This is a genomic window from Marinobacter nitratireducens (assembly GCF_000708045.1).
Taxonomy (GTDB): Bacteria; Pseudomonadota; Gammaproteobacteria; order Pseudomonadales; family Oleiphilaceae; genus Marinobacter; species Marinobacter nitratireducens.
The window spans coordinates 454,770-478,432 of record NZ_ANIE01000005.1 but is presented as its reverse complement, the minus strand read 5'-3'; the positions used below and the strand labels follow the sequence as shown (position 1 = coordinate 478,432).

Genomic DNA, 23,663 nt, shown 5'->3' with positions numbered 1-23,663 from the left:
CCACTTGATAACAGAAGTTAGGGCAAAACATGAAACTTCAAGATTCCGTAATTGCGATTACCGGTGGTGGCCAGGGCCTTGGCCGCGCCATGGCTGAATACCTGGCATCCAAAGGTGCCAAACTGGCACTGATCGATCTGATGCCTGAGAAACTGGCCGAGGCCGTAGCTGCCTGCGAAGCCGCCGGCGTCGAAGCCCGGAGTTATGTATGCAACGTGGCAAAGGAAGAAGACGTTGAACAAACCTTTGAAGCCATCGTTAAAGACTTCGGCCACCTGAATGGCCTGGTGAACAATGCCGGCATTCTGCGTGACGGTCTGATGGTCAAGGTCAAAGATGGCCAGGTCGAGAAGCGCATGGAACTCGCCCAGTGGCAGTCCGTTATTGACGTGAACCTGACTGGCGTTTTCCTCTGTGGCCGCGAAGCTGCTACCCAGATGATCAAGAACGGCGATCAGGGTGCGATCATCAATATCGCCTCCATCTCCCGCGCCGGCAACATGGGTCAGAGTAACTATTCAGCGGCGAAAGCCGGTGTGTCTGCACTGGTTCCGGTGTGGGCGAAGGAGCTCGCCCGTTATGGCATTCGTTGCATGGGCATCGCTCCCGGGTTCATTGAGACTGAGATGACGGCATCCATGAAGCCAGAGGCGCTGGAGAAGATGACGGCGGGCATTCCGTTGAAGCGGATGGGTAAGCCGGAGGAGATTGCTTCGGCAGCGGCGTTTATTTTTGAGAATGACTATGTTTCTGGGCGGATGATTGAGGTTGATGGGGCTTTGCGGCTCTGATTTTTCCGCCTGTAATACCTGGCCCTCAAGGTTTGGGGGCTGGCAAGGAGGTGGGAGCCCTTTTCTTCTGGAAAAAGAACTCGCTGTGCTCAGACATCTTTGTTCCGGCAGAAAAGGGCTCCCACCTCCTTCCCGATCATACTCTGGCCTTTGGCCGCTCGTGGTTAATGCTCAGGGTTACGGGCGCCATTGATGGACGTTTAGTTTTACTCTTCCCCGCTCCACTTTTACGCCTTCCTGTTCCAGCTTGGTTTTCTGTTTTTCGAACTGCTCGGAACCCTCAGGAAAAGCAATTTGGCCATTGCTTCTCAGTACCCGGTACCAGGGAATTTGATGACCGGCAGGGAGTTTTCCCAGGGCGCGGCCGATGTATCTGGCCTGCCTGCCCAGGCCTGCCATTTTGGCGACTTGACCGTAGCTGGCGACTTTTCCTTTCGGGATCGATAAAACCACTTGCCAGATTTTCTGGTCTTTGGACTCTTCCATGATTCAGGCTCCGCTTGTGGCTTGCGCTTCATCTGGCGAGCCCGTGTCCTTGGGCGGGGCGAGCTGGTCCAGGCGTTTACCGTGGCGGATCATGAACAAGGCCAGAAGGATGGCGGGTACTCCCATCACGCCGGCTATCAAAAAGAATTCCGCATACCCGTAGCCGGCGACGACGATACCGGAGAAGCCGCCGATGAATTTCCCCGGCAAGGTCATCAGGGAGCTGAACAGGGCGTATTGGGTGGCGGTAAACGATGCGCTAGTCATGCTCGAGAGCCAGGCGATCAGGGCCACGTTGGCGATGCCGCCACTGAGGTTGTCGGCGCTGACGACGATGGCCAGTGTGACGATGTCTGGCGGGTATTGGGCCAGCAATACAAACAGCAGGTTTGTCGCAGCCGTCATGACCGCACCAAGGAGAAGAATCTTACGAACGCCGTAACGGACAACCATCACGCCCCCGACCAGAGAGCCCAGAATGGTCATGAAGAAACCGAAGATTTTGGTCACGTCCGCCACCTGGGTTTTGCTGAAGCCCATGAAATCCAGGTAGAAGGGATTCGCCATGACACCCATGGCGATATCCGAAATCCGGTACACAGCCACCATTAGCAGGATGGCAATGGAGAGTTCCCGGTAGCGCCGGAAAAAGTCCAGAAACGGGCCCGCGACCGCGGCATAGAACCAGCCTGCCAGCCGCGCGAGGCGGGGGTTGAGGTGGGATCGTTTGGCGGCTTCGGCCTCAACCTTGTGAGCAATATCTTCGGCGGCAGCGAAGTGATTAACCCGGGGTTCGCGCACGATGAGCACAGTCAGAGCTCCAACCCCGACCAGGGCCGCCATCACCTCATAGGACACCTGCCAGGACCAGTACTCAGCGAGATACAACGCCCCCGCCCCAGCTACCAGCAAGGCCAGCCGGTAACCAAAGATGTAGGTCGCCGCCAGGGCTGCTTGCAGCCGCTCTTCGGCAATTTCGATCCGGTAGGCGTCAATCGCCACGTCCTGGGTGGCTGAGGAGAAGGCCACCAACAAGCCGCACAATGCCATCATCTCCGGCGCCACGGTGGCATCAACATGGGCCATCAGGTACAGGCCGGTGGCAATGCCCGCCTGTGCCAGGATGATCCAGCTACGGCGTTTGCCCAGCAGGCGGTCAAGCAACGGAAGCTTCAACCGATCAACGACCGGTGCCCAGAACACCTTGATGGAATAGGTGATCCCGAGCCAGCTGAAGAATCCGATGGTGGCGGTTTCCACCCCGACATCGGCTAATCGAGCATTCAGGGTGGAAAAGACAAGAAGAAACGGCAGCCCGGCTGAGAACCCCAGAAACAGCAGGGCAATAACCTGCCAACGGGTGTAGGTATACAGGGTATCCCGAATCAGTGCGAGGCGGCCGTTAATAATGGCTTGGCTCCAGAATCAGTCGCGGAAGTTATTGAACTGCAGAGGGATATCCAGCTCGGCTTCACGAAGCATGGCAATAGCCGTTTGCAGATCGTCCCGCTTCTTGCCAGTCACCCGAACCTTGTCACCCTGGATACTGGACTGAACCTTTAGCTTGGCATCTTTGATCATTTTCACGATCTTCTTGGCCATATCGGTCTCAATACCCTGCTTCAGGGTGAGGTGCTGTTTGACCAGCTTGCCGGCCTTACTGTCACCATCTTCCGCGATGGCCCGCGAGTCGATATTTCGCTTTGCGAACGCCATGCGCACCATATCCATCAACTGCTCGAGCTGAAATTCCTGCTCCGCACTGAGGGTGATGCCCTTGTCGTCCAGCTCAATGTCGGACTCGACGTTCTTGAAATCCCAGCGATTGCCCAGCTCCCGTTTGGCCTGGTCCACCGCATTGGTGACTTCGTGCATATCAATTTCAGAAACTATGTCAAAAGATGGCATGGTCGTTATTCTCCAGTGGACACTAGGGGTATACTCTGGCCTTTATTCAAACCCGGATGTATCAGGGTGCCAAAGGATAGCACAAGACCCTAGCCGGACCGCACCCGGCGATGGCGCCGCATTCGATCATGGACTGTTGAGAAGTAGAACATGCCAAATCTGGACCTCCCCATCCTCGTAGTAGATGACGCCAAATTCAGCAGTATGGTGGTCGGGCGAACCTTGCGAAATGCCGGATATCGCGACGTACGGATAGCCAACAACGCCCCTGCCGCTCTCGAACTCATGGAGCAACGCCCTGTCAGCGTTCTGATCGCCGACTGGCTGATGCCGGAGATGGACGGGTTGGAACTTTCGGACCAGGTGCGGCAACAGGACGAGCAGAACAACCACTACACCTACGTCATCCTGCTGACAGCCAAAGAAAGTGTCGAAGCGCTGTCCGAAGCCTTTGACCGCGGCGTGGACGACTTTATTTACAAGTCAGACATGACAAAACAGCTGATCCCGCGAATCTACGCCGCGGATCGCATGGCCGATCGCCAGAATACGTTGTTGCGCGCCAATTCACTGTTGATCGAAAACAACCGGGAGCTGGAAGCCACCAACATCATTGATCTGGAAACCGGCCTGTGCAACAACAAATACGGTCGGGAGAGGCTCAGCAAGACCCTTCGCCACGCGGAATCCCGTGGCGGTTCGTCAGCGTACGTTCTGTGCGGTATCCGGAACTGGCAGGAACTGAAGCGCAAGCACCCACCAACGGTCATGAGTGAACTCGCGGTGGGCATTGCCCGCCGTCTCAGCACCCTGATCCGCCCGATTGATGCGCTGTTCCGGATTGGCGACAACCAGTATGCAGTCGTCGCCTATTTCCCGAACAGCGACAACTGCACGACAACGGCCTTCCGGCGAATTTTCGACGGCATCAACCACAAAGCGCTCAAAACAACCGCAGGTTATGTGTCTGTGGAGGCTGGTATGGTGCTTTGTCGTGCCGATGCTGAAAACGGCACACCATCCGTGCAGGAAATGGAGCGGACCGCCGTTCAGGGCCTCGTGGACGCCTATGAGACGCGACGGTTTACCGAGGTCTCGCCGGAACTCCAGGCCGAGGCCTGATACATTCGGGTGTACAGGCAAACACTCTGTAACAGTGCGACACACATCACACACAGACAAGGGAACGTCAAAGCCTTATTCTGAAACCGTGGATTTAAGCAGTATCCCCCATGGCGGAGGAGCCGAGTAGTACCTCCGCCGCCATATGGGAAAACGATCCACCGGATTAACGAATTTTTCAGGCACTTTCGTTCTTTCCTAATTTTTAGGGGCCAGCTTTTTAGCTGGCCTTTTTATTTTATACTCTCGCTACAATGACTCTAAAAACAGCGAAGTAACCATGACTGCCCTCGGAACAGCCTCCGTCTCAGCTCTCCGCCAATACGTTCGCGCCGCCGAATCGGCGGGAATGGACACCACCGCCCTGCTCAGGAATGCCGGGCTGGACCCTGCCACCCTGGATCACGACGATGGCCGTATTGAAGGCGACCAGCTCCAGCGCTTCATTCATCTACTCGTTGAGCAAACCGGTAACCCTATCCTCGGGCTCGAAACCGGTGATTTCGTTCAACCCGGCTCCTACAGCGTTCTTGGTTACATCACCATGAGCTGCGCCACCCTCGGCGAGGCCGTTGCCCGTATCGCACCGTTTGAACGCCTGGTGGGCGACATGGGCACAACCCGACTCTCAGTCGTCGGTGACGAAATCAAGCTATCCTGGAACTGCAACTACGACGACCCCGTGGTTCGCCCCCAACTGGTGGACAATGTCTTTGCATCATGGGTCAACTATGCGCGATGGCTCGCTGACAATGACACGGCCTCACCCACCCTGGTCAAACTTCAGCGCCGATCTCCTGGCCCGAATAAGGAATCGGCGTATCAGGAACGCTGGCACTGTCCCGTTGTGTTTGAGGCGAAAGAAGACAGCATTACCCTGAAAAAGGCGCTTCTGGATACGCGCCTGCGGCAACCGGACCCGATGCTTCGCAAAACTCTGGAGGCGCACGCATTGACCCAGCTTGCCTCGCTGGAAACCGACAGCGACCTGACGTCTCGAGTCAAAAACAGCATTCAGAAACAGCTGATGCAAGGCATCACGCGGCAGGATATGGTGGCAGACGAGCTGGGCATTACCAGCAGGACACTGCAAAGGAAACTCAGCCAGGAGGGGGTGTCTTACCAGAAACTGCTGGATGAAGTTCGGCTGACCATGGCAGAGGACTATCTGCTCAACAGTGACCTTCCGATTCCCGACATCGCCCTCCGACTGGGGTACAGCGAGACAACCTCATTCCACCGAAAATTCAAGTCCGTAAAACGCAAAACGCCCGGAGAATTCCGGGCGTCAGGAGGCAAACCGTAACGCGATTTACAGCATGTTACGGCCTTTGCCAGCGGCAATGCGCAGCCGCAGCGCGTTCAGCTTGATGAAGCCTTCCGCGTCTTTCTGATCGTAGGCACCCTGATCTTCCTCGAAGGTGGCGATCTTCTCGTCGAACAGAGAGTCCTCAGACTTACGACCAACAACATCAACGTTGCCTTTATACAGCTTCAGACGCACGGTGCCGTTGACGTATTCCTGAGTGTTGTCGATCAATGCCTGCAGCGCTTCACGCTCCGGTGACCACCAGTAGCCGTTGTAGATCACTTCCGCGTAACGCGGCATGATGCTGTCTTTCAGGTGGGCCACTTCACGGTCCAGAGTGATGGACTCGATGGCGCGGTGCGCACGCAGCATGATGGTTCCGCCCGGTGTCTCGTAACAGCCGCGAGACTTCATGCCCACGTAGCGGTTCTCAACAATGTCCAGACGGCCAATACCGTTCTCACCCGCCAGCTTGTTCAGGGTTTCCAGAACAACGTGGGGCTTCATCTCTTCACCATCAATGGCAACGATGTCGCCCTTGCGGTAGGTCAGCTCAACGTAGGTCGGCGTATCCGGTGCAGCTTCCGGAGATACACTCCAGCGCCACATGTCTTCCTCAGCCTCGGCCCAGGGGTCTTCCAGGTTCATCCCTTCGTAAGAAATGTGCAGCAGGTTGGCGTCCATGGAGTACGGGCTCTTGCCCTTCTTCATTTCCACCGGAATGTTGCGCTCTTCACAGTAAGCCAACAGCTTCTCACGGGAGTTCAGATCCCACTCACGCCACGGCGCAATGACCTGGACGCCCGGCTTAAGCGCATAGGCACCCAGCTCGAAACGAACCTGGTCGTTCCCCTTGCCGGTGGCACCGTGGGAGATTGCGTCTGCGCCGGTTTCGTTGGCGATTTCAATCAGACGACGGGAAATAAGAGGACGGGCAATGGACGTACCCAGCAGGTACTCACCCTCATAGATGGTGTTAGCTCGGAACATCGGGAACACATAATCGCGAACAAACTCTTCGCGCAGATCCTCAATGTAGATTTCCTTGACGCCCAGCGCTTCCGCTTTTGCGCGCGCCGGCTCGACTTCCTCGCCCTGGCCAATATCGGCGGTGAAGGTCACCACCTCGCAGTTGTAGGTATCCTGCAACCACCGAACGATAACGGAAGTATCCAGGCCACCGGAATAGGCCAGCACCACCTTTTTAATCTCTGACATGCCCTTGCTCCAGACTGAACAGAATGGATGTGTTGAAAAACAGGGCGCTTATTGTACGGGATGGCGGGGGGAATGGCTATAAAGCCCCACTGCGACCAAGGCAGAGGGGCTTAAAAACTGAAGGCCGGATCAGCCTGCGGATTGGTTCGGCTGCTGAGTTGCCTCATCGCGGATGCCGTCCCAGCCTTCTTTGACCGACCTCAAGAGATTCGCCACCTCGTCAAGCTTCTCCGGGTCATTCTTTACGTTGGCCTCAAAGAGCGTCCGCTCCATATAGTCGTAGAGGCTCTCGAGACGTTCGGCAAGATCGCCGCCCTTCTCAAAATCGAGAAAACTGCGAAGACCACCAATAATTTCGATGGCCTTGGTAATCAGGCGCCCTTTTCCTTCGATGTCGTTGGCCTGCATGCGAGCCTTGGCCATATTGATCCGCTCAAGGGCGCCATTGTACAGCAACTGAATCAGTTTATGCGGGTCTGCGTCGGTGATGCTTGTTTGAGTGTTTACCCGCTGATATGCCTGTAAACCGTTCATAACTAACCTCTTCGATCCGGGCTATGCCCGATTAGTTGTCTCTGTTGTTTTGCGGCGCCAATGCGGCAAGCTGCTGCGTCAGGTAATTACCCGTGCTATTAAGCTGCGATATCAGGGAGTCTGCTGCGGTAAACTGACTCACAAGCCGCTCGCGATAGGAGGCAATGCGCTCATCCAGGCGCACCCTCTCCTCCTGGATCCGCTCAAGATCACGGGTCAAACTGTCAGTTTTGGACTCAAGAAGCCCGTCTACACCCACGATGTCGGTGACGAGATTGACAGCCTGCTCTCCAATCCCTTCAACGAAATTAATCTGTCCCAGAGCCCCATCGGTGTTGCCCGCAATGCGCAGTTGCATACCTTTTGCGCCACCAGTGCCGGTCACCGTAAGCACCTGTCCATCACCGGTCGCAGCCTGGCCGTTAACCGTTCCCGCCACGTCATTTCCGAGCGTGCCGGTTTTAGCGGAAATACCGAACGTGGCACCGTTCTCCGCGGACATGATGCTTACGTTCGAGCTACTTCCATAGGAGGTCGAAGTAAACGTCAGGGCACCAGAGCCGTCCAGTCCTACTTTGACGGACTGATCTGCTGCGTTTAACGCGGTGTTGTTGTCGAACTGACTTTGAATCTCTGCAACCAGGTCTTCTGCCGTAGCATAGGTCTGCTGCGTCAACTGGATTGTAAAGTTGGTCGAACCGTCTACAGTAAACTCAATCTCATCGTTTGTGCTATCGATGACAACTCCATCCGCCAGCGCTGAATCACCAGCCACGCCGCCCTGAGTTGCGGCCTGAGTGATATTGACAGAATACTGACCGCGGGTGGTGTCGCTCCCCGAAGACAGAAACTCCACATTCGAGTTGGTTGCCCTGCCCTGCTCAGCAAAAAGAGCCGTGACGTCATCGGGATTACTCTTAAGCTGCTCTTCGAACTTTGAGCGATCCAGAGTGAGACCACCTGTCTCATAGTCCGTTGTAATGCCGACATCTGCGAGGGTCCGGATGCCTGCATTCTCGAGGCCGGGCACAACCCGCGTAAGCACATTGCGCAACTGGGACTGGATGGAACGAATGGCAGAATCACCTGAAAGCAGACCACCGACACCCGACTCGGCATCGTAACCCGCCAACCCTTTGATGGTTGCCTGCAAGGCATTGAACTTATCCACGAATGCAGCAACCCGGTCGGTGACTGCGCCAAAATCCTGCTCAACCTTGACGGTGGAAGTCACGCCTTCCGCCTTGGCTTCAAAGCTCAAACCATCGATAACGTTATCAAAGGTGTTGGTTGAGCGGGTGATGGCAATGCCGTTGATTTCAACCGACGCGTCTTTGGCAGCCACCGTTTCCTGCATGTTCTGCGTGGTAGCATCGAAAACGAACTGCGACAGACCAGAGGCGTCATCATTTACCCCATCATCGTCCGTGGCCGAAATACTGATTGAATTAGCTTCACCAGTCTCTTCCGAGGACAATACGAGACGGTAGCCGCTTCCCGTATCAACAACACCGGCAGAAACGCCTATGCCAGCCTCATTTATTTCGTTTGCCAGCCCCTGAAGCGTGTTGTTTGTACCGTCGATAGTGAGCGTCGCAGATTCGTCACCGGCTGAGATCGTCAGGGTGCCAGTTCCAACGGAAGTTGCATCGCGGTCCGCAAAGGTCGTGGACGCCAAAGATTGTGACTGAGCCAGGCCAAGCACATTAACCGTATAGGTTCCGCGGCTCGCTTTGGTGCTGTCAACGGTTACCTCAACATCTTCATTCGACGAGGACGCGGAAAAGGCTTTAAGGTTATCAGCCGCACTAAGCTGGCGAAGAGGCAGACGCAACTCGGTCACCGCACTCTTCAAGGTGCCATAGGCGGAGATGAGTGTCTGCGCTTGTTGGGTGCGGGAGTCCAGACGATTCTCAGTCGGCGCGCGCTCAGCGTTCACCAGCTGATCAACCAGATCAGCGTTCAGAACCCCTGAACCTATTCCCAACGATGAAATACTTGCCATAATCCAGCCTCCTCATGGGGGCATCACTAACTATTCACTTATACGCTTATCGGCCGCAAGCGGCAAAACTTTGCCCCTTTTGATCTCGATTGCCGATCTGTTTTGTAACAGCCTGTAACCTGATTTTAGACCTCAAATAACGCAAAACACCGCCGAACCCTTTGGGGAGCGGCGGTGCTGAACAACCATTGCTTGTATTGAGGCGCTAAAGCTTATCTACACTTCAATATTAAACAACGTCAGCGGCTCATCCTGCTGCAATTTTTCTGCCAACCTCAATGCTACTTCGTCAGGCATCTGGCGAATCACTTCCTGGGTTTCCTGATCGACCACCTTAACAACGGTCTGCCCCAACTCGTTATCCACCTCAAACTGAAGATCCCTGTGTACAGCCTGAACAAAGTCGTTCAGCTGACTCACAGCCCCTTCCAAGTCCCCTTTCTCAGCGCCCGAAACCGCCTGTCGTTGCTCCGCGACGGCAGATTCGTTTACTTCTTTCGGAGGTTGGACCGGGCGGCCCGAAGCAGCGGGGTCGGAGGCGTTCCTGCCTTCGGCCTGAGATGACGACATTGCCTTGGCCGGTGCTTGGGCGCCGGAGCGCACCAACTTCAGATCCGGGGTATTCAGGTTAACGTCATTCATAGCTTTACCTCGCTATTCTTTAACGGCGCAAAGCCGGAACCCGAAGGTTCCGGCCTTTACCGTTCAAGCCCTTACTGGAGCAGGGACAGAACCTGCTGGGGACGGGCATTCGCCTGTGCCAGTACCGAGATACCAGCCTGCTGCAGTACCTGGGCCTTTGACAGCTTGGCAGTTTCAGCAGCGAAGTCAGCATCCAGAATCCGGCTCTGAGCCGCGCTCAGGTTAGTGCTGGTGGACTCCAGGTTGGAGATGGTGCTCTCGAACCGGCTCTGCAGGGCACCGAACTTGGCGCGCTGGGAGTTGATGTTATCCAGAGCAGCATCAACGGTTTTCAGTGCCTGAGTCGCGCTCTCGAAGGAGGTGACGTCCAGATCAGATACTTTCCTGAGCTCAGAACCTGCGTCCGCGAAGACGTTGGAAGTGGTCACGTCTACCGCAAAGGAGCGGTTAGAATCCAGCTGGAGGTAACCACTGGTTGCAACGTCCTCTGCCGTGGTGTCAGCGGTCAGAGTCGCAGCCGCACCAGCATCCTGCAGGACGCCTTCGTCATCACGGAACTGTTTGGTGACGCTAACGTTACCAGCGTTCTGTACACCGGTATCACCCACAACGATGTCCGCACCAGTTTCGTTGGTCAGGATCACCGACGCACCATCTTCAGCAACCTGAGCAGTGATACCAGTCTTCGAAGACTGATCATTAATCGCGGCTACGGCTGCAGACAGGGAATCCTGACCACTTGTAGCATCAATGGTGAAGGATACTGACTGCGCTTCGCTGTTGTCACCGGTAAGGTTGAGGGTGTAACTGCCGGAGGCAGCAAATGACAGGTCAACCTCTGTGCGAGCAGTCGCAGTAACGCCGGTATCATCTGTCTTGGAGTTCACATCGGCGGCGATGTCTTTAGCAGTAGCGTTAGCTGCAATGCTGATGGTCTCGGAACCCAGTGAGCCGTTGATGGCCACGGAACCGGAAGTAACACCGTTGACCGCGGCGCCACCAGAGGCAGCAGTACCTGCTGCAGCTCCGCTCGCGATGACCTGGTTGTTACCATATTTATCGGTACGCAGGTTTGAAGTAGACGCGGAGATAGTCTCGTTCGCGTTAGCACCTACCTGGAACTGAGCAGAGCCGAAGGTGCCATCAAACAACTTCTGGCCGTTGAAGTTGGTTGTGGTCGCAATACGATCCAGCTCGGAAACCAGCTGATTCACTTCGTCCTGCAGAGCCTGGCGGTCTGAAGAAGAGTTGGATGCGTTGGCAGACTGAACTGACAGCTCACGTACACGCTGCAGAATGTTACCAGCTTCACCCAATGCACCCTCAGCAGTCTGTGCCAGAGAGATACCGTCGTTGGCGTTACGAGTTGCCTGGTTCAGGCCACGAATCTGAGCTTCGAAACGGTTGGAAATTGCCAGACCGGCTGCATCGTCCTTAGCGGAGTTGATGCGCAGGCCAGAAGACAAACGCTGAAGCGCTTGGTTGGACTGCTCCTGGGAGCGGTTCAGTTGGTTCTGAGCGGACAGTGATGCAACGTTAGTGTTAATACCGAGAGCCATTACGCTTCTCCTTCGACTGTTGTCGTTTTCTCTTGAATCGGTCTGGCGCCCGGTTCAGTTTGAGAGCGCCGCCCTGTTACTCCACTTAACGGCACCATCTCCCTGTCCTTTAGGATTTTTTTCGATTCTTTTGTTAAAGAATGTAATAGCTCAAAATTTAGTCCACGCATCCCGCCAGCGGCGCAGGTTTTCCCCTTCCAACATCCAGTTCTTTCGCACCACTTGTTGCAAACGATCTCCGCTCCGTGCCGTCTCATCGAGGTCAGACAGATGCATTCTGATTGCATCAACCCAATCCTTGAATCGGTTTTTCACGCGGGTGACCGGCAATTCATGAGCCTGATAGGGCTCAACATCACTGCACACAACCGGAAAACCACAGGCACCGTATTCCAGCAATCGCAAGTTACTTTTGCACCGGTTAAACAGATTGTCTTCCAGAGGGGCTATTGCAAGATCCAGGTTAAGGCTGGCCAGTTTGCGGGGGTATTGAGAGATTTCGATTCCCTCATGAACTTCTTTTACAAATCGCCGCAAGCCATCCGGGCACATGCCAAAAAACACCCAATCGACTTCATCGGCCAACTCTTTTACGACCGCCTCGACCAGCTCCAGGTCTCCGGTATGCCCCATACCCCCCGCCCAGCCCACTCTGGGCTTTTCGGATTGATGACGAAGACTCGTTAGATCTGACCACCAGCATATCGGCAAACAATTCTCGATCACCTGAATATCCGGGTGTATCCCGGAAAACGCCTCAGCCAATGGCTCGGTGGACACAACAAATCGATCCACATGTTTTAAGGAACGCCTCAGGGATTTAAGGATATCCTTTGGCATATTTTCCCGGTAAGCACTCTTGATTGGCAGGTTCGGAAGGTAGTCATCCAACTCGTAGACTGTCGGCTTCTTGAGAATACGCTTGGCATACTGCATATGTTCGACAGCCTGGTCCGTAATCTGGCGCTGGTAGACCAGAACATCCGGATCCAGACGAACCATTTCAGGCACGGACAACCAGTCAAATGAAACCATTCCGCCCGCCACAGCCTGCTCTCTCATACTGTTGATCGGTTGAATCATGCGATAATGACCACAGCCCCACTGATCTGCGGGGTGCGCAAGAATCGTTGGTAATCCGACCAGCTTCTGGGGCTGCCAATTCAGCTCCACCCGGTGATCAACTTCAAAACCACTCGCCCTTAAAGATAGGTTGCGGTTGAAAGCGGGATCATTCCCCATATAGGGCAACCAGCGCTCGAACATCGTTTCCTGCTCTTTTTGAAAGCGCTTCACTTTCTTGTCGTCGGCCGTTTTATCGACCGACGTCTGGCTGGCATTGGCGACATGCATAACCTGGGAATACGGCGTCCAAACCGTCAGATACCCAGCCTGAGCGACCTTGAGACAAAAATCGATATCGTTGTAGGAAACGGCGAATGCCTCTTCATCCAAGCCTCCAACCTGTTCATAGACCGATTTTCTAACCAGCATGCACGCAGCCGTCACTGCAGAGTAGTTCTGATCAATCATGAGCCGGTTCATATACCCCGGATCATTGGCTTCAGCATCAATACACACATGCTCAGCAGGCCCCCTCATTCCCACTACAACGCCGGCATGTTGCACCTTGCCGTAGGGAAACAGCAGCTTAGCCCCAACGATACCGACTTCCGGGCGCTGGGCATGATTCATCAGTTCATCAAGCCACTCCGGGCTGATGATGCCTGTGTCGTTGTTCAGCAGAAGCACATACTCACCGCGCGCTTCGCGGACAGCATGGTTGTTAATCGCAGAGAAATTGAACGGTTTGTTGTAACGAAGCACCCGAAGGTTCGGAATTCCCATCCCCGCCAGGCCGTCCAGCCAGGCTCTGGCCTCAGGGGTTTCACTGTTGTTGTCAACGATCACCACTTCATAATTGGGGTATGTCGTCTTTTCCAGAATGGATTCAATACACGTCTGAAGCAGATGAAGCTGATCTTTTGTCGGGATGATTATGGATACTGGCGGACTGGAAGGGTGGCCATAGCGCACCCGTAATGTACCGGCCGCCGCACCCTGCTGTACAACCGCAGAACCATACCCCCGACGCTCTAAATGATCATGGGCTGCTCTCATGTACGGATCAAGTGAATAACTTTGCTGGTCCGGACGCACCAGGAACAGTGGTTCATCCATCCTGCCGCACGATCCAAACCCCTCAGACTCCAGCGTTCGAAGAATCAAATCAAACTCAAGAGCTTCGCCGGCCTCTCCACGAAAACCACCAACGGAAACCACATATTCCTGACGGAAGACCCAATGGCGAGACATGTCCGCGGGGGAACTGAGCAACAAATCCAGATTCATTCCCGGCCTGAACAGACCGCTTTGTGTGGATCCTCCCCGATCGATCAACTCGTCGCCATAAACAGCCTTGATTTGCTCGTTGGCTTCGGCAAGCTCAGCCATGAGAATCAGAGCACCTTGTGGCGTAATTTCCGCAGGCGTTCGGCTTACCGTGAACCACCTCGACTCCATGCACTCCACAACCTGATTGAGCGCCCCGGCCAGGGCACCCGACTCATAGCCCACAAACTCAACGTCCTGAAACACAGCCCTGTTGTAGGACTCGGGTGAAGGGCTAAGAACCACGCAGGACAGTGACGGGCAGTAATAGCGGGCAACACGGAACGCCGCTATAGAGAGGTTCAGGCCAAACCTATCCGGTTGTTCGTCCACAATAACAAGGCAAAGCCTTTCTCCACTTCCCTTTTCCCCCAACTCCTTTGCCAGGGGTGCCGGCAATTGCCGCTGACCAAACCAGTTGTTCAAAGCCTCCGCACGTCCGCCGGCAATTGCCTCCCTTCGACGATCAAGCGATGAAAACTGAGATAGAGCCTGATCCGTTATGGTACCCGCATCCTGAAATACCTTTCTCAACGGAACCCGTGTGTAGGCACCTCCTGACTGAAAAAGCGGCCGCGCTCTGACCGTGCCAGCCTCTCCCATCTCACCACCCAGGATGGCATCAAACTGAGAAAGCAGAACTTCTCTGCCCGTAGTCCCCAAAACCTCAGCACTACCCTGCCTTTGGGATTGACCGGCATGGAGACGAAATCGGGAAAGAGGCTCGGAAAGATAGGCCAGATCCCCGTCTATCAGGAGACCGGCATACATGGCAAGATCGTTCACTGAGGTAATAACCCGGTTGTTCAGTGAGCTAATGTGTGGAAACTTACCCAACAAATCCCGTCGTCTGGCCAGTACGGTACTCGGTTCGCCAATGAAGTTCAGGGGGAAGACGCGGAGGAACTCCAGAAGATCTCTCCCTTTCACCAGAACATCCCGGTCAAACGGACACAATGAGAAAAGATGCTCCTTGAGGAACGCTCCCTCATCGTCGATCAGATGCCTCTTGGAGGTCGCGAGTTTCGCCCCCGAAACTTCCAGTGCTGCTATCAGGCGAGAGGTACATCCCTCTTCCAGTATGTCGTCATCATTCAGAAATTTGATGTACTGACCGCGCGCGAGGCGAACTCCATAATCGAGCCCTAATTGCCCGCCAAGCTGATGGTCTGAGCGGATATAACGGATGATACTCGCGTCGTATTTTCCGACAACGTCGTGAACAGCCTTGCTGGGGGAATCATCGAGAACGAGGATTTCAAACGACGAGACCCCGCACTGGGCAAACACCGAATCAATAGCCGCCTCGAGGTAATGATCCTTGAACGCAGTAATAACAAAACTGACCGACACATCTGGTGACACTTCACTGCTCATAAACAATCCGTTAATTTAGCGTTCAACGATATAAAGAGTGCTCTCGGGCTTGAGCCCCATAGATTCATAGGTGGCTGCGCCGAAGTACTGACTGTCCAGAAGATCAACCTTGAAACCCGATTCTAGAATCCGATCAACGAATCCCTTGCGGTTGTACAACCTCACGTGATCATCCTGACCAAAACGCCGCCAACGCTCGTTTGGGTCCGTCTCATCGGGATCCTCATCTATTTCCTCCAGACCAACAATGATGGGTACCATCAGGATTCCCAGCGCGCCAGGCCGGGTAACCCGGTGCAACTCACTCAATGCCTTCCGATCATCCCGGACGTGCTCCAGAACATGGCTGCAAATGAAAAAATCCACGCTCCCGTCTTCAAACGCCAGATTCATTAGATCACAGGCGTAATCAACACCGGACATCATGTAATCGGAAGTGTAGTGGTGCTTGAAACCACATTTCTTGATCCAACTGGCCAGGCCACTTTCTGGAGCAAAGTGAATCAGCCGGCTTTCCTTGTCTAGCTTGTTCCTGGCACACGCCAAAGATATCCAGTACGCATACAACCTCTCTCGGTCAGAAGCGCCACATACCGAGCAAAAGTACGAATCCCTCGGGGTCATTTCTCCCTTGCCAAAATGCTTGTATCCGACTTTCTCAGAATTTTGCCTGTACATATCTGGCAGCGGCTTGAACCCTTCATTGCAACTCTGGCATACGGGACAGTATGTAGATGACAAGTGGTTCAGCAGACCAGGTTGGGGCTTCTGCTCGATAAGCGTCCCCATCATCTCGGAGAGATTATCGGCGATCAGAAATGAAGATTGAGCCTGTAACTCGGCCGCATGCCGAAAGCGTTCCAGCGCCTTCTGAAGCTCGCCCGCCTTGAACAGGGAAACCGCAATATCATTGGCTAGCGAGGGGTTACTTCCTGTCAGGCTCTCAACCTGGCTCAACAACGCGGCAGAACCCGAGAAATCACCCTGCTCAAAGCAGGAATACGCCTGCTGCTTCAACGCTGCGATGTCCGTCACTGACATAATTTCTTTGCTCCCCCTTTGGGCATTTCGCGCACCGGACCTCCCATCATTCCAGAAACCGGTCCAGGCCCTCACTCCGCACCCTCTTCAGAATTTCGTCGATGAGATCAGGCTGTAACTCGCTCATCCAACGATCATTAACCGACCTGTCTTTGAAGACAGCGTATGGATCTGCATTGTGCTCCCGCTGTGAATTGCAAAGAAACTCCTCCGTCTGCTCACACCAACTCAAACCAGCTTTGTCAAAAATAGCCTTTGAAATCTCAGTGGGCTGCCGGACCAAATCGGAGTACTTAACCAGCGAGAACTCGGAGTAGCGACTTTCCAGATCCAGAAAATGATGCGTTGTCGATACCCAGTCCTCAAAGCCCCAGTATTCCCCTACGCCGTCTTTCCGGCAGGCTCCGCTTTTCCAATCCTGAGCAACCACACATCCTTTTTTGTGAAACTCTTTCTGTGAGTGAATCCAGGAGTTTATCGCTCCGCAAGGGTGTCTCACTATGCCAATGACATGAATATCGAGGCCAGATGAAAGAAACGTATCCAACAATTCGTGATGCCGGGAAGTCTTGTAGGCTAGAAAACCTGCATCGACTTTCCGGAAATCCGGGTATGCGCCGGATTGAACATGGTGTCGCTGCATCAAAAAGTCATCGTCTTCGGCGGCTAACAGGTCATCAAGGAACGCCTGAATCTCAGATTTCTTTGACTGCGGATTAAGACGGTTTTTGAAACGATAGGCGAAAAGGGGCTCAGTTCTAAACGCCACCTGAGGGTGACTATTGATAATCTGACCCAGCCAACTTGTGCCCGACCGAGGCATTCCCACTATTATAATAGTTCTCATAAAGCACGCTTCTTCAAGAGGCAGTCAAACCGGTAAGAGCTGGTGTAGAGCCTGCTATCCTGAACGAGAACCTGGCACTCCAGCTGCAGATCCTCCGCGAGACATCCAAAAAACTCCGGGTGGTACCAGGTCCCCATCACATCAGTACCTTTTGCGAGTCCCCTAAAGTATTGTTTGCGCCGTTCATCAGTGCCGTAGAAAGACCACTTTTGCAGCTCAGACGGAATACCACCCAGAAAAACAGCCCCGGAATCCGGCAGCTGTTTGAAGACCGATTCAATGAAGCTTGCAGTCTCGGAGAAATCGAGATGCTGGACCACTTCGTAAAGGAAGGCTTTGTTGAAATCCAGAGAAGAGCAATCCAGAGCGCTCAGGGATTGGCAAACATAGGAAGCATTCCCGCAGGTATTTGCACGCAGGGCCCTTTCATATAACGCCTGGTTTCTTTCAACACCGGTTACTCTGGCGCAGCGACCGGCCACAATGCTGGTCAGCAGACCATTACCCGCACCGACATCGAGGACCCTATCGTCCGCTCGGAGGTTTAGCGCGGTACAAATTCGCTCGATGATCAACTCAATTTGATCCTCCCCGACAACATTGCCATTGACGGTTTTTCCCACCTGCCAGAGGAGGTCATCACTGCGCGTCACTCGATCCGTGTAATGCTCATCAGTTACCGAAGTCATGAGTCCCTTCTTGTATGTGTTTGCGGGTACCCTCAACCCCATTCCACATCAAAACATCCAGGATGGAAAGCCCGGGCACGAATGCCCTGCCGCCCTGTGTATATGGTTGAAGAGCCGGATGATGAAATGCCAGTTCGATACCCCGCGCCTCGAACTCTGCCGCATTGAACAGCTCTTTGCCCCCAACGGGGTTTATGTAGCGACTCGCACCCAGCAGAGCTGAAATTTCCAGCGCCCACTGCCCTGAGTGTTCGACAGCACTCAGATCCCAAGCCGCCTCAGACTGAACACGAAAGACTGGTGCTATCCCCAGAATCTCCGCAGCCCGCCGCAACGACTCAGTCAGGAACGAGGCCAGGTTGTGTTCATGCTGATCGACGCACACATTGAAAAAGTCCATGGCCTCACCGAAAAAAGGGGCGCGCCTCTTCAGAAACGATAACTGCCCCCTCATCTTATCGCGCCAATTATCGTCAGAAACGGATATATCTGTGATCCGGTCAAATCTGTTTTTGCCCACCAAGGGAACCGTGATGTAACTCCACTCTTTGTTCACATCGGGATGCAGAACACGGTTTCGGTTGACCCAACCTTTATTGACGAACTGGATGTCATCGAAAACCACCCATTGATCGACGCTTGCCATCAATTGGAAGTAACCGAGGTAGGGGAAGAAATAGGGCTGCATAATTGCCAGATTCATTCCCGCTCCTCCGCACTCAATGCCCCTTGAATGACCGCGATGATCCGGTCGAACTCGTCACAGGACAAGTCCGGGTATAGCGGAAGACAAAGAATCTGGTCTGCAGCTTTGCGTGCATTTGGCATCGCCAGTCGCCTGGCCTCATGGTAAATCGGGAAATCGGTCACCAGCGGGTAGAAATACCGGCGGACGAGAATATTTGCCTCACGGAATCGCTTATAGAGCGCGTCTCGACTGATCGGAAATTCAGCACGAACGAGAACCGGACAATACGCGTAGTTCCATTTCGTATTGCCAGGCTCAGGCATCAGATCAACGCCCGGAACCCGCGCAAGTGCATCGGCGTAACGCCGATATAGTCGTTGGCGCTCTGCAATCACATCGTCAATTCTGTCGAGCTGCAGCAAGCCAACTGCCGCTTGAAACTCGTTCATCTTTCCGTTTATGCCCGGAGCCACCACCGTCACTTCATCTGCAAACCCGAAGTTTTTCAGATAATCGACTCTCCGCTTGGTTTCGGCATCACGACACACCAACGCGCCACCCTCAAAGGTATTGAAAACTTTGGTTGCGTGAAAACTGAGCACCGACACATCGCCGGCATCGAGAAGGCTGGAGCCATCATAATTCACCCCAAATGCATGCGCCGCATCATAGATCACACGTAAATCGTGCTTGTCTGCAATTGCCTGTATTTCGGCCACATTGGCCGGTGTTCCGTAGCAGTGAACTGGCAGAATGGCCGTCGTCTTATCTGAAATTACCGCCTCAATGCCCATGGGATCCATGTTAAAGCTGTCCGGCTCAATATCGACAAAAACCGGTTTTAACTTGTTCCATATTAATGCGTGAGATGTTGCCACGAAGGTGTAAGGCGTAGTGATGACTTCCCCGGTAACACCCAGAGCTTGTAAAGCTGTAACCAGGGCAAGAGTCCCATTCGCAAAAAGCGAGAGATGCTCCACACCGAGGTATTCACATAGGCGGGATTCCAATTCCTGGTGAAGGCTGCCTCCGTTCGTGAGGCGACCACTGTCCCAGATTTGCCTTAAAAGAGGCTGAAGGTCATCAAGCTCAGGTAGGGACGGCTTGGTAACCGTAATGATGTCACCGGGCAAATTTCTCGCCTCGCAGGTAAGAGGAATGTTGTTCTGTAAGTGCTTCTTATCCTAGCAGTAAATTTCACATCTACTCCAACAGAGTTTGCCCTGGCGGAGAGGAACGGCAAAAGATTACCTATTGATCAGCCATTTTATTGACTCGGCTGCCTCCGGAGCTACCGCCCTGGAGAGACCAAGTTCTCAACATGCTGATATTAATGCTTTTTTATCAGGCTGGCACGAGCATCGCTTATTCCGACCCAAACGGCAAACAAACGAAATTGGCCGGCAAAGGTTCACCTACGGGCAAGAACGAACCTGGTCCCCGGCGACCGCTGAGCAGGGAGAACAGACATGCCTCAGATCATCAACACGAACATTGCTTCGCTGAACGCCCAACGCAACCTGAACACATCGCAGAGAGACGCAGACACCACGCTCCAGCGGTTGTCATCTGGCCTCCGAATCAACTCTGCCAAAGATGACGCCGCAGGTCTGGCCATCGCCGAGCGCTTTACATCTCAGGTGCGAGGGCTGAACCAGGCGGTTCGAAACTCCAATGATGGCGTGTCACTCGCTCAAGTAGCCGAGGGTGCTCTTGGTGAATCCGGCAATATTGTTCAGCGGATGCGTGAACTGGCGGTGCAGGCCGCCAACGCAACCAACTCCGCGTCTGACCGAAAGGCTCTCCAGGCCGAGGTGAACCAACTCAAGCAGGAGATGGAGCGCATCGCGACCACAACGGAATTCAACGGCCTGAAGCTTCTCGATGGAACCTTCCAGGCTCAAAAATTCCAGGCCGGTGCGAATGAGAACCAAACCATTTCCGTGTCTATCACGGGCACCCGCATTGACACTCTCGCCAACAACACCCTTGAGACGGCGGTCAGCGGCAGTGCAACAGGCTCTATTGCAACTGCATCGGGTGGTACTGCCCCGGCATTGAACAGCCTTCAGCCACAGGACATTACCATTTCCAGCTCGCTGGATGAGCAAACGGTTAGCATCACCGCATCCGGTGCAACGGCTGAAGATATAGCGGCGGAAATCAACAAGAAAGCTGAAACGACTGGTGTTTCCGCATCCGCACGAACCACACTTGAGATGTCCAACCTGACCGCCAGCGGCACCGCAACGATGACTCTATCGACTGGCGACGGGAATGAGGCCACGATCTCCGCCCAGATCTCCGACGTTACCGATCTTGAACCGCTAGCACGGGAAATTAATGCCAGCAGCGGTAAAACCGGAATTACAGCAGAAGTCGACGGCGGAACCATCACCCTCATTCAGGAGAATGGCAGAGACATTGTCATTGAGGAGTTTACGAGTAACGGCGCAGGCTCGCCCGCGATCGATCTCACTGGTTCTTCCGACGCCACTGCGACATTGACGACCGGCGGCACCGACAGCGCCAGGATAGCCGGTGAAATAGCCTTTGATTCTGCGTCCAGCTTCGCCGTCTCCTCCACGGTCGCCGGTGCATCAGGAGGCATCTTTGCGACAACGGATACCTTCGGCTCCGAACCGGAAAAACTCGCGGATGTGGATATCAGCACATTCGAAGGGGCGAGCAGTGCCATGCGGGTTCTCGACTCCGCGCTTGAAACCATCAACGGAATCAGAGCCGACCTCGGTGCTGTCCAGAACCGACTCGAGTCTACCATCGCGAACCTGAGCACAACCTCTGAGAACCTCTCTGCAGCCCGCTCCAGGATTCAGGATGCGGACTTCGCAGCGGAGTCTGCAAACCTTGCCCGAACCCAGGTACTTCAGCAGGCAGGTCTGTCAGTGCTCGCTCAGGCCAATGCCCGGCCGCAGCAGGTACTGCAGTTGCTCCAGGGCTAAGGCTCAAAATTGATCGGTTGAGGTGACCCATGCAAGCACAACATCACAGTCAAGAATCCCGCAGCCAACAGGCGGACGCCGCGCGTCTCTTGATCGAGGCAAACGCCGCTTACGGAGAATCTAACAATAATAACCTGAGCCACATTGGCCGGGTTCAGGCGCGCGGGGTGTGTCGCAATTTGCTGGAAAAGGCTCTTAAATTGGCACCCCGCAATGCCGTGGCTCTGGGTTTGTTGGGCCGGGTCGAACTCGACAGTGGGCGGTTGGAACGGGCTCAGGAACTGTTCAACAGCAGCCTGGATGTGAATGCGGAACAACCTCAGCAATACACGAATCTCGGGTATTGGGCACTGAAAACAGAGAGGCCGTCGCTTGCCGAGCAGTACTTCCTTCAAGCTCTCGAGCTGGACCGGCAATCCGCCGCCGCTTTCTGTGGCATTGCTCACGCCAAACGGCTCCAGGGGCAATTTGACGTTGCCTATCTGCATTATCGAAAGCTTCTTGAAACCGGCGCAGAATGGGATTCCGTGTACAGCGGCATGTTGACCTGTGCCCAACACCTAAAGGTCAATAAAGCCGATTCGGCGTTAGCTCTGGATGCCATCGCGCTTCTGAAGCGGAACGGCCTGCCCCATCAGGAGCTTGGTCGGTTTGTTGGCGCCATCATCCACGAGCAATACGATCTCGGTAACCCGGATGCCCAGATTTTGCTGGAAGCCGCGTGTGAAGACGAGCTGCTGCTGCTTGCCCTCCAGAAAACCCTGATGCCGAGCCCCGCCGTTGAAGAACTCGTTACGCTGTTGCGCCGCGCGGTTCTGGCCGAGGTGGCACAGACGGTTGAATTACGAGACGAGCTTCAGCCTCTGACCCTTGCCATCGCTCAATACGCGGATCGCACCGGCTACGCGCTCTCAGCTGCGGATGATGAGGAACGCCTGGTCGCCACCGTCAATGAGAGCGTTAAGGCTCAATTCATGATGGGCGAGCCTCAGGATGCGTTAGTCGGTTCCCTGATGATCAGCGCCATGTACGGCGCCCAGTTCCACCAGGACTTTGCAGTGCACCTGGGGCAATGGAACCTTTCCGACTGGCCCGTCGCCCTGCAGCCAGTCATGGCGGCCAGCTACTACAACCGCGCAAGCGAGGAAGGGATCAAGCAAAGCTTTGACGAGAAAGCCCAAGAGCTGTGCCTGGAAAAAGCAGACGTTCCCCAAGCCTGGCCAGCATGGACTCAGCTGGCCCATCGAACCGAAAGCAGCCTCAAGCACCTGATGTTCTCGGAGCTAAAACTCTCTACCGATCAACTGCCAGACACACTGCGCATCATGGTCTGCGGGGCTCAATCCGGCCAACGGGCTATGGAGCTGGCTCGCTATCTTGACGACGTTGAGGTGATCGCTGTTGACGAATCTCTGTCGAACATCGCCAAAGCAACTCGCATGGCAAGCGAAATGGAGCTGGACAATATCGTGTTCTGGCCGTGGTCCATCGCCCAGCGATTTGTTGCTGATGGGCATCAGGTGCACTGGATAGAAATCGGAAGGCTGCCTTCTCCTGCGATGAGTGAGTTATCTCTCGCGGCTCTGGTTTCACAGGCCTCGGGAGCTGGCGCAGTCGTCCACATGCATACCAGTGTCGCAGAACAGACCCGGGGCGACCGTCAGGTGCGTCGACTGATTAGCGAACACAACCTGCAGCCCACTCACACCGCAATTCGTCAGCTACGCCGGATGGTGATGACCAATCAGCAGGATGAACTTTGGCTAGACCTGATCGCAGACGAAAACTTCTACAGCCTCGGGGGCTGCGCTGATCGTTGGTTCCGTCCTCAGGATATCGCCCAGTTTCAGGAAGTGATGGGGCTGCTGAGCAACGAGGTGGAATGGAAACTGGTGAAGGCCCGGGATGCCGATGGGCATAGCCTGGGGACTGCGCTGGTTCAACAACAGATTCAGGCGGAAGCACTGGGCAGTGAGGTGCAGAGCCTTTCTGGTCAGGGCCTGAGCCTTTACTTCACCAAACGTCGTTAGGCGAAACGAGCGCCATTAGAGGAGGCTGGACGGATCTTCGTCCTGCCTCCTTGGCCCATCATT

Annotated in this window: 19 protein-coding genes; 5 read left to right on the top strand and 14 right to left on the bottom strand. The window is 54.6% G+C overall.

Annotated features, from left to right (window positions below; translation table 11 throughout):
• Window positions 1–29 precede the first annotated feature (29 nt).
• The gene (locus D777_RS09260) at window positions 30–791 is read left to right on the top strand and encodes an SDR family oxidoreductase (protein WP_036130975.1); all 762 of its coding nucleotides are present in this window, start codon (window positions 30–32) and stop codon (window positions 789–791) included.
• Window positions 792–968: 177 nt separating this feature from the next.
• Here the strand turns inward: D777_RS09260 and D777_RS09255 are convergent, their stop codons facing one another.
• The 3 genes from D777_RS09255 to D777_RS09245 are packed head-to-tail and all read right to left on the bottom strand — an operon-like array spanning window position 969 to window position 3,185.
• Entirely contained in the window at window positions 969–1,277 is a 309-nt protein-coding gene (locus D777_RS09255; protein ID WP_036130972.1) for an MGMT family protein, read from the bottom strand.
• A 3-nt stretch (window positions 1,278–1,280) separates the two neighbouring features.
• Window positions 1,281–2,651, bottom strand: a complete 1,371-nt coding sequence (locus tag D777_RS09250; RefSeq protein ID WP_406564773.1) for an AmpG family muropeptide MFS transporter — start codon at window positions 2,649–2,651, stop codon at window positions 1,281–1,283.
• Between the two features lie 51 nt (window positions 2,652–2,702).
• The gene (locus D777_RS09245) at window positions 2,703–3,185 is read right to left on the bottom strand and encodes a YajQ family cyclic di-GMP-binding protein (RefSeq protein ID WP_036130964.1); all 483 of its coding nucleotides are present in this window, start codon (window positions 3,183–3,185) and stop codon (window positions 2,703–2,705) included.
• A gap of 150 nt (window positions 3,186–3,335) precedes the next feature.
• On the opposite strand from D777_RS09245, the gene D777_RS09240 reads away from it, so the two are divergent.
• Window positions 3,336–4,307, top strand: a complete 972-nt coding sequence (locus tag D777_RS09240) for a response regulator (RefSeq protein ID WP_036130961.1) — start codon at window positions 3,336–3,338, stop codon at window positions 4,305–4,307.
• Between the two features lie 280 nt (window positions 4,308–4,587).
• Window positions 4,588–5,613 (top strand): AraC family transcriptional regulator, encoded by a 1,026-nt coding sequence (locus D777_RS09235; protein WP_036130959.1) that lies wholly within the window; start codon window positions 4,588–4,590, stop codon window positions 5,611–5,613.
• Between the two features lie 6 nt (window positions 5,614–5,619).
• Here the strand turns inward: D777_RS09235 and D777_RS09230 are convergent, their stop codons facing one another.
• The 11 genes from D777_RS09230 to D777_RS09180 form a co-directional block, all read right to left on the bottom strand.
• Window positions 5,620–6,834 (bottom strand): argininosuccinate synthase, encoded by a 1,215-nt coding sequence (locus D777_RS09230; RefSeq protein ID WP_036130957.1) that lies wholly within the window; start codon window positions 6,832–6,834, stop codon window positions 5,620–5,622.
• A gap of 129 nt (window positions 6,835–6,963) precedes the next feature.
• Complete coding sequence (fliS, locus tag D777_RS09225; RefSeq protein WP_036130952.1) at window positions 6,964–7,368, bottom strand: flagellar export chaperone FliS; 405 nt, start codon at window positions 7,366–7,368, stop codon at window positions 6,964–6,966.
• 31 nt (window positions 7,369–7,399) lie between these two features.
• On the bottom strand, window positions 7,400–9,373 hold the full coding sequence (gene fliD, locus D777_RS09220) for a flagellar filament capping protein FliD (protein WP_036130949.1): 1,974 nt from the start codon (window positions 9,371–9,373) through the stop codon (window positions 7,400–7,402).
• A 216-nt stretch (window positions 9,374–9,589) separates the two neighbouring features.
• Complete coding sequence (locus D777_RS09215; RefSeq protein ID WP_036130946.1) at window positions 9,590–10,015, bottom strand: flagellar protein FlaG; 426 nt, start codon at window positions 10,013–10,015, stop codon at window positions 9,590–9,592.
• Between the two features lie 71 nt (window positions 10,016–10,086).
• Complete coding sequence (locus D777_RS18240) at window positions 10,087–11,574, bottom strand: flagellin N-terminal helical domain-containing protein (protein ID WP_036130943.1); 1,488 nt, start codon at window positions 11,572–11,574, stop codon at window positions 10,087–10,089.
• Window positions 11,575–11,724: 150 nt separating this feature from the next.
• On the bottom strand, window positions 11,725–15,342 hold the full coding sequence (locus tag D777_RS09205) for a glycosyltransferase (RefSeq protein WP_036130940.1): 3,618 nt from the start codon (window positions 15,340–15,342) through the stop codon (window positions 11,725–11,727).
• Window positions 15,343–15,357: 15 nt separating this feature from the next.
• On the bottom strand, window positions 15,358–16,383 hold the full coding sequence (locus D777_RS17650; RefSeq protein WP_051669033.1) for a methyltransferase domain-containing protein: 1,026 nt from the start codon (window positions 16,381–16,383) through the stop codon (window positions 15,358–15,360).
• Between the two features lie 46 nt (window positions 16,384–16,429).
• A complete protein-coding gene (locus D777_RS09195) occupies window positions 16,430–17,230 on the bottom strand; it encodes a sulfotransferase family protein (RefSeq protein ID WP_051669032.1) in 801 nt (266 codons plus the stop codon).
• Window positions 17,227–17,919, bottom strand: coding sequence for a class I SAM-dependent methyltransferase (locus D777_RS09190; RefSeq protein ID WP_036130938.1), 693 nt, complete (start codon window positions 17,917–17,919; stop codon window positions 17,227–17,229). Before D777_RS09190 ends, D777_RS09195 begins: the two co-directional genes overlap by 4 nt.
• A complete protein-coding gene (locus D777_RS09185; protein ID WP_036130935.1) occupies window positions 17,903–18,622 on the bottom strand; it encodes a WbqC family protein in 720 nt (239 codons plus the stop codon). Before D777_RS09185 ends, D777_RS09190 begins: the two co-directional genes overlap by 17 nt.
• Window positions 18,619–19,740, bottom strand: a complete 1,122-nt coding sequence (locus tag D777_RS09180) for a DegT/DnrJ/EryC1/StrS family aminotransferase (RefSeq protein WP_036130933.1) — start codon at window positions 19,738–19,740, stop codon at window positions 18,619–18,621. Before D777_RS09180 ends, D777_RS09185 begins: the two co-directional genes overlap by 4 nt.
• A 336-nt stretch (window positions 19,741–20,076) precedes the next feature.
• On the opposite strand from D777_RS09180, the gene D777_RS09175 reads away from it, so the two are divergent.
• Together D777_RS09175 and D777_RS09170 are read left to right on the top strand one after the other, a co-directional pair.
• Window positions 20,077–21,570 carry a flagellin N-terminal helical domain-containing protein gene (locus D777_RS09175; protein ID WP_036130930.1) on the top strand — a complete coding sequence of 498 codons (1,494 nt, stop codon included), beginning with the start codon at window positions 20,077–20,079 and terminating at the stop codon, window positions 21,568–21,570.
• A gap of 29 nt (window positions 21,571–21,599) precedes the next feature.
• Window positions 21,600–23,600 (top strand): tetratricopeptide repeat protein, encoded by a 2,001-nt coding sequence (locus D777_RS09170; protein WP_036130926.1) that lies wholly within the window; start codon window positions 21,600–21,602, stop codon window positions 23,598–23,600.
• Window positions 23,601–23,663 lie beyond the last annotated feature (63 nt).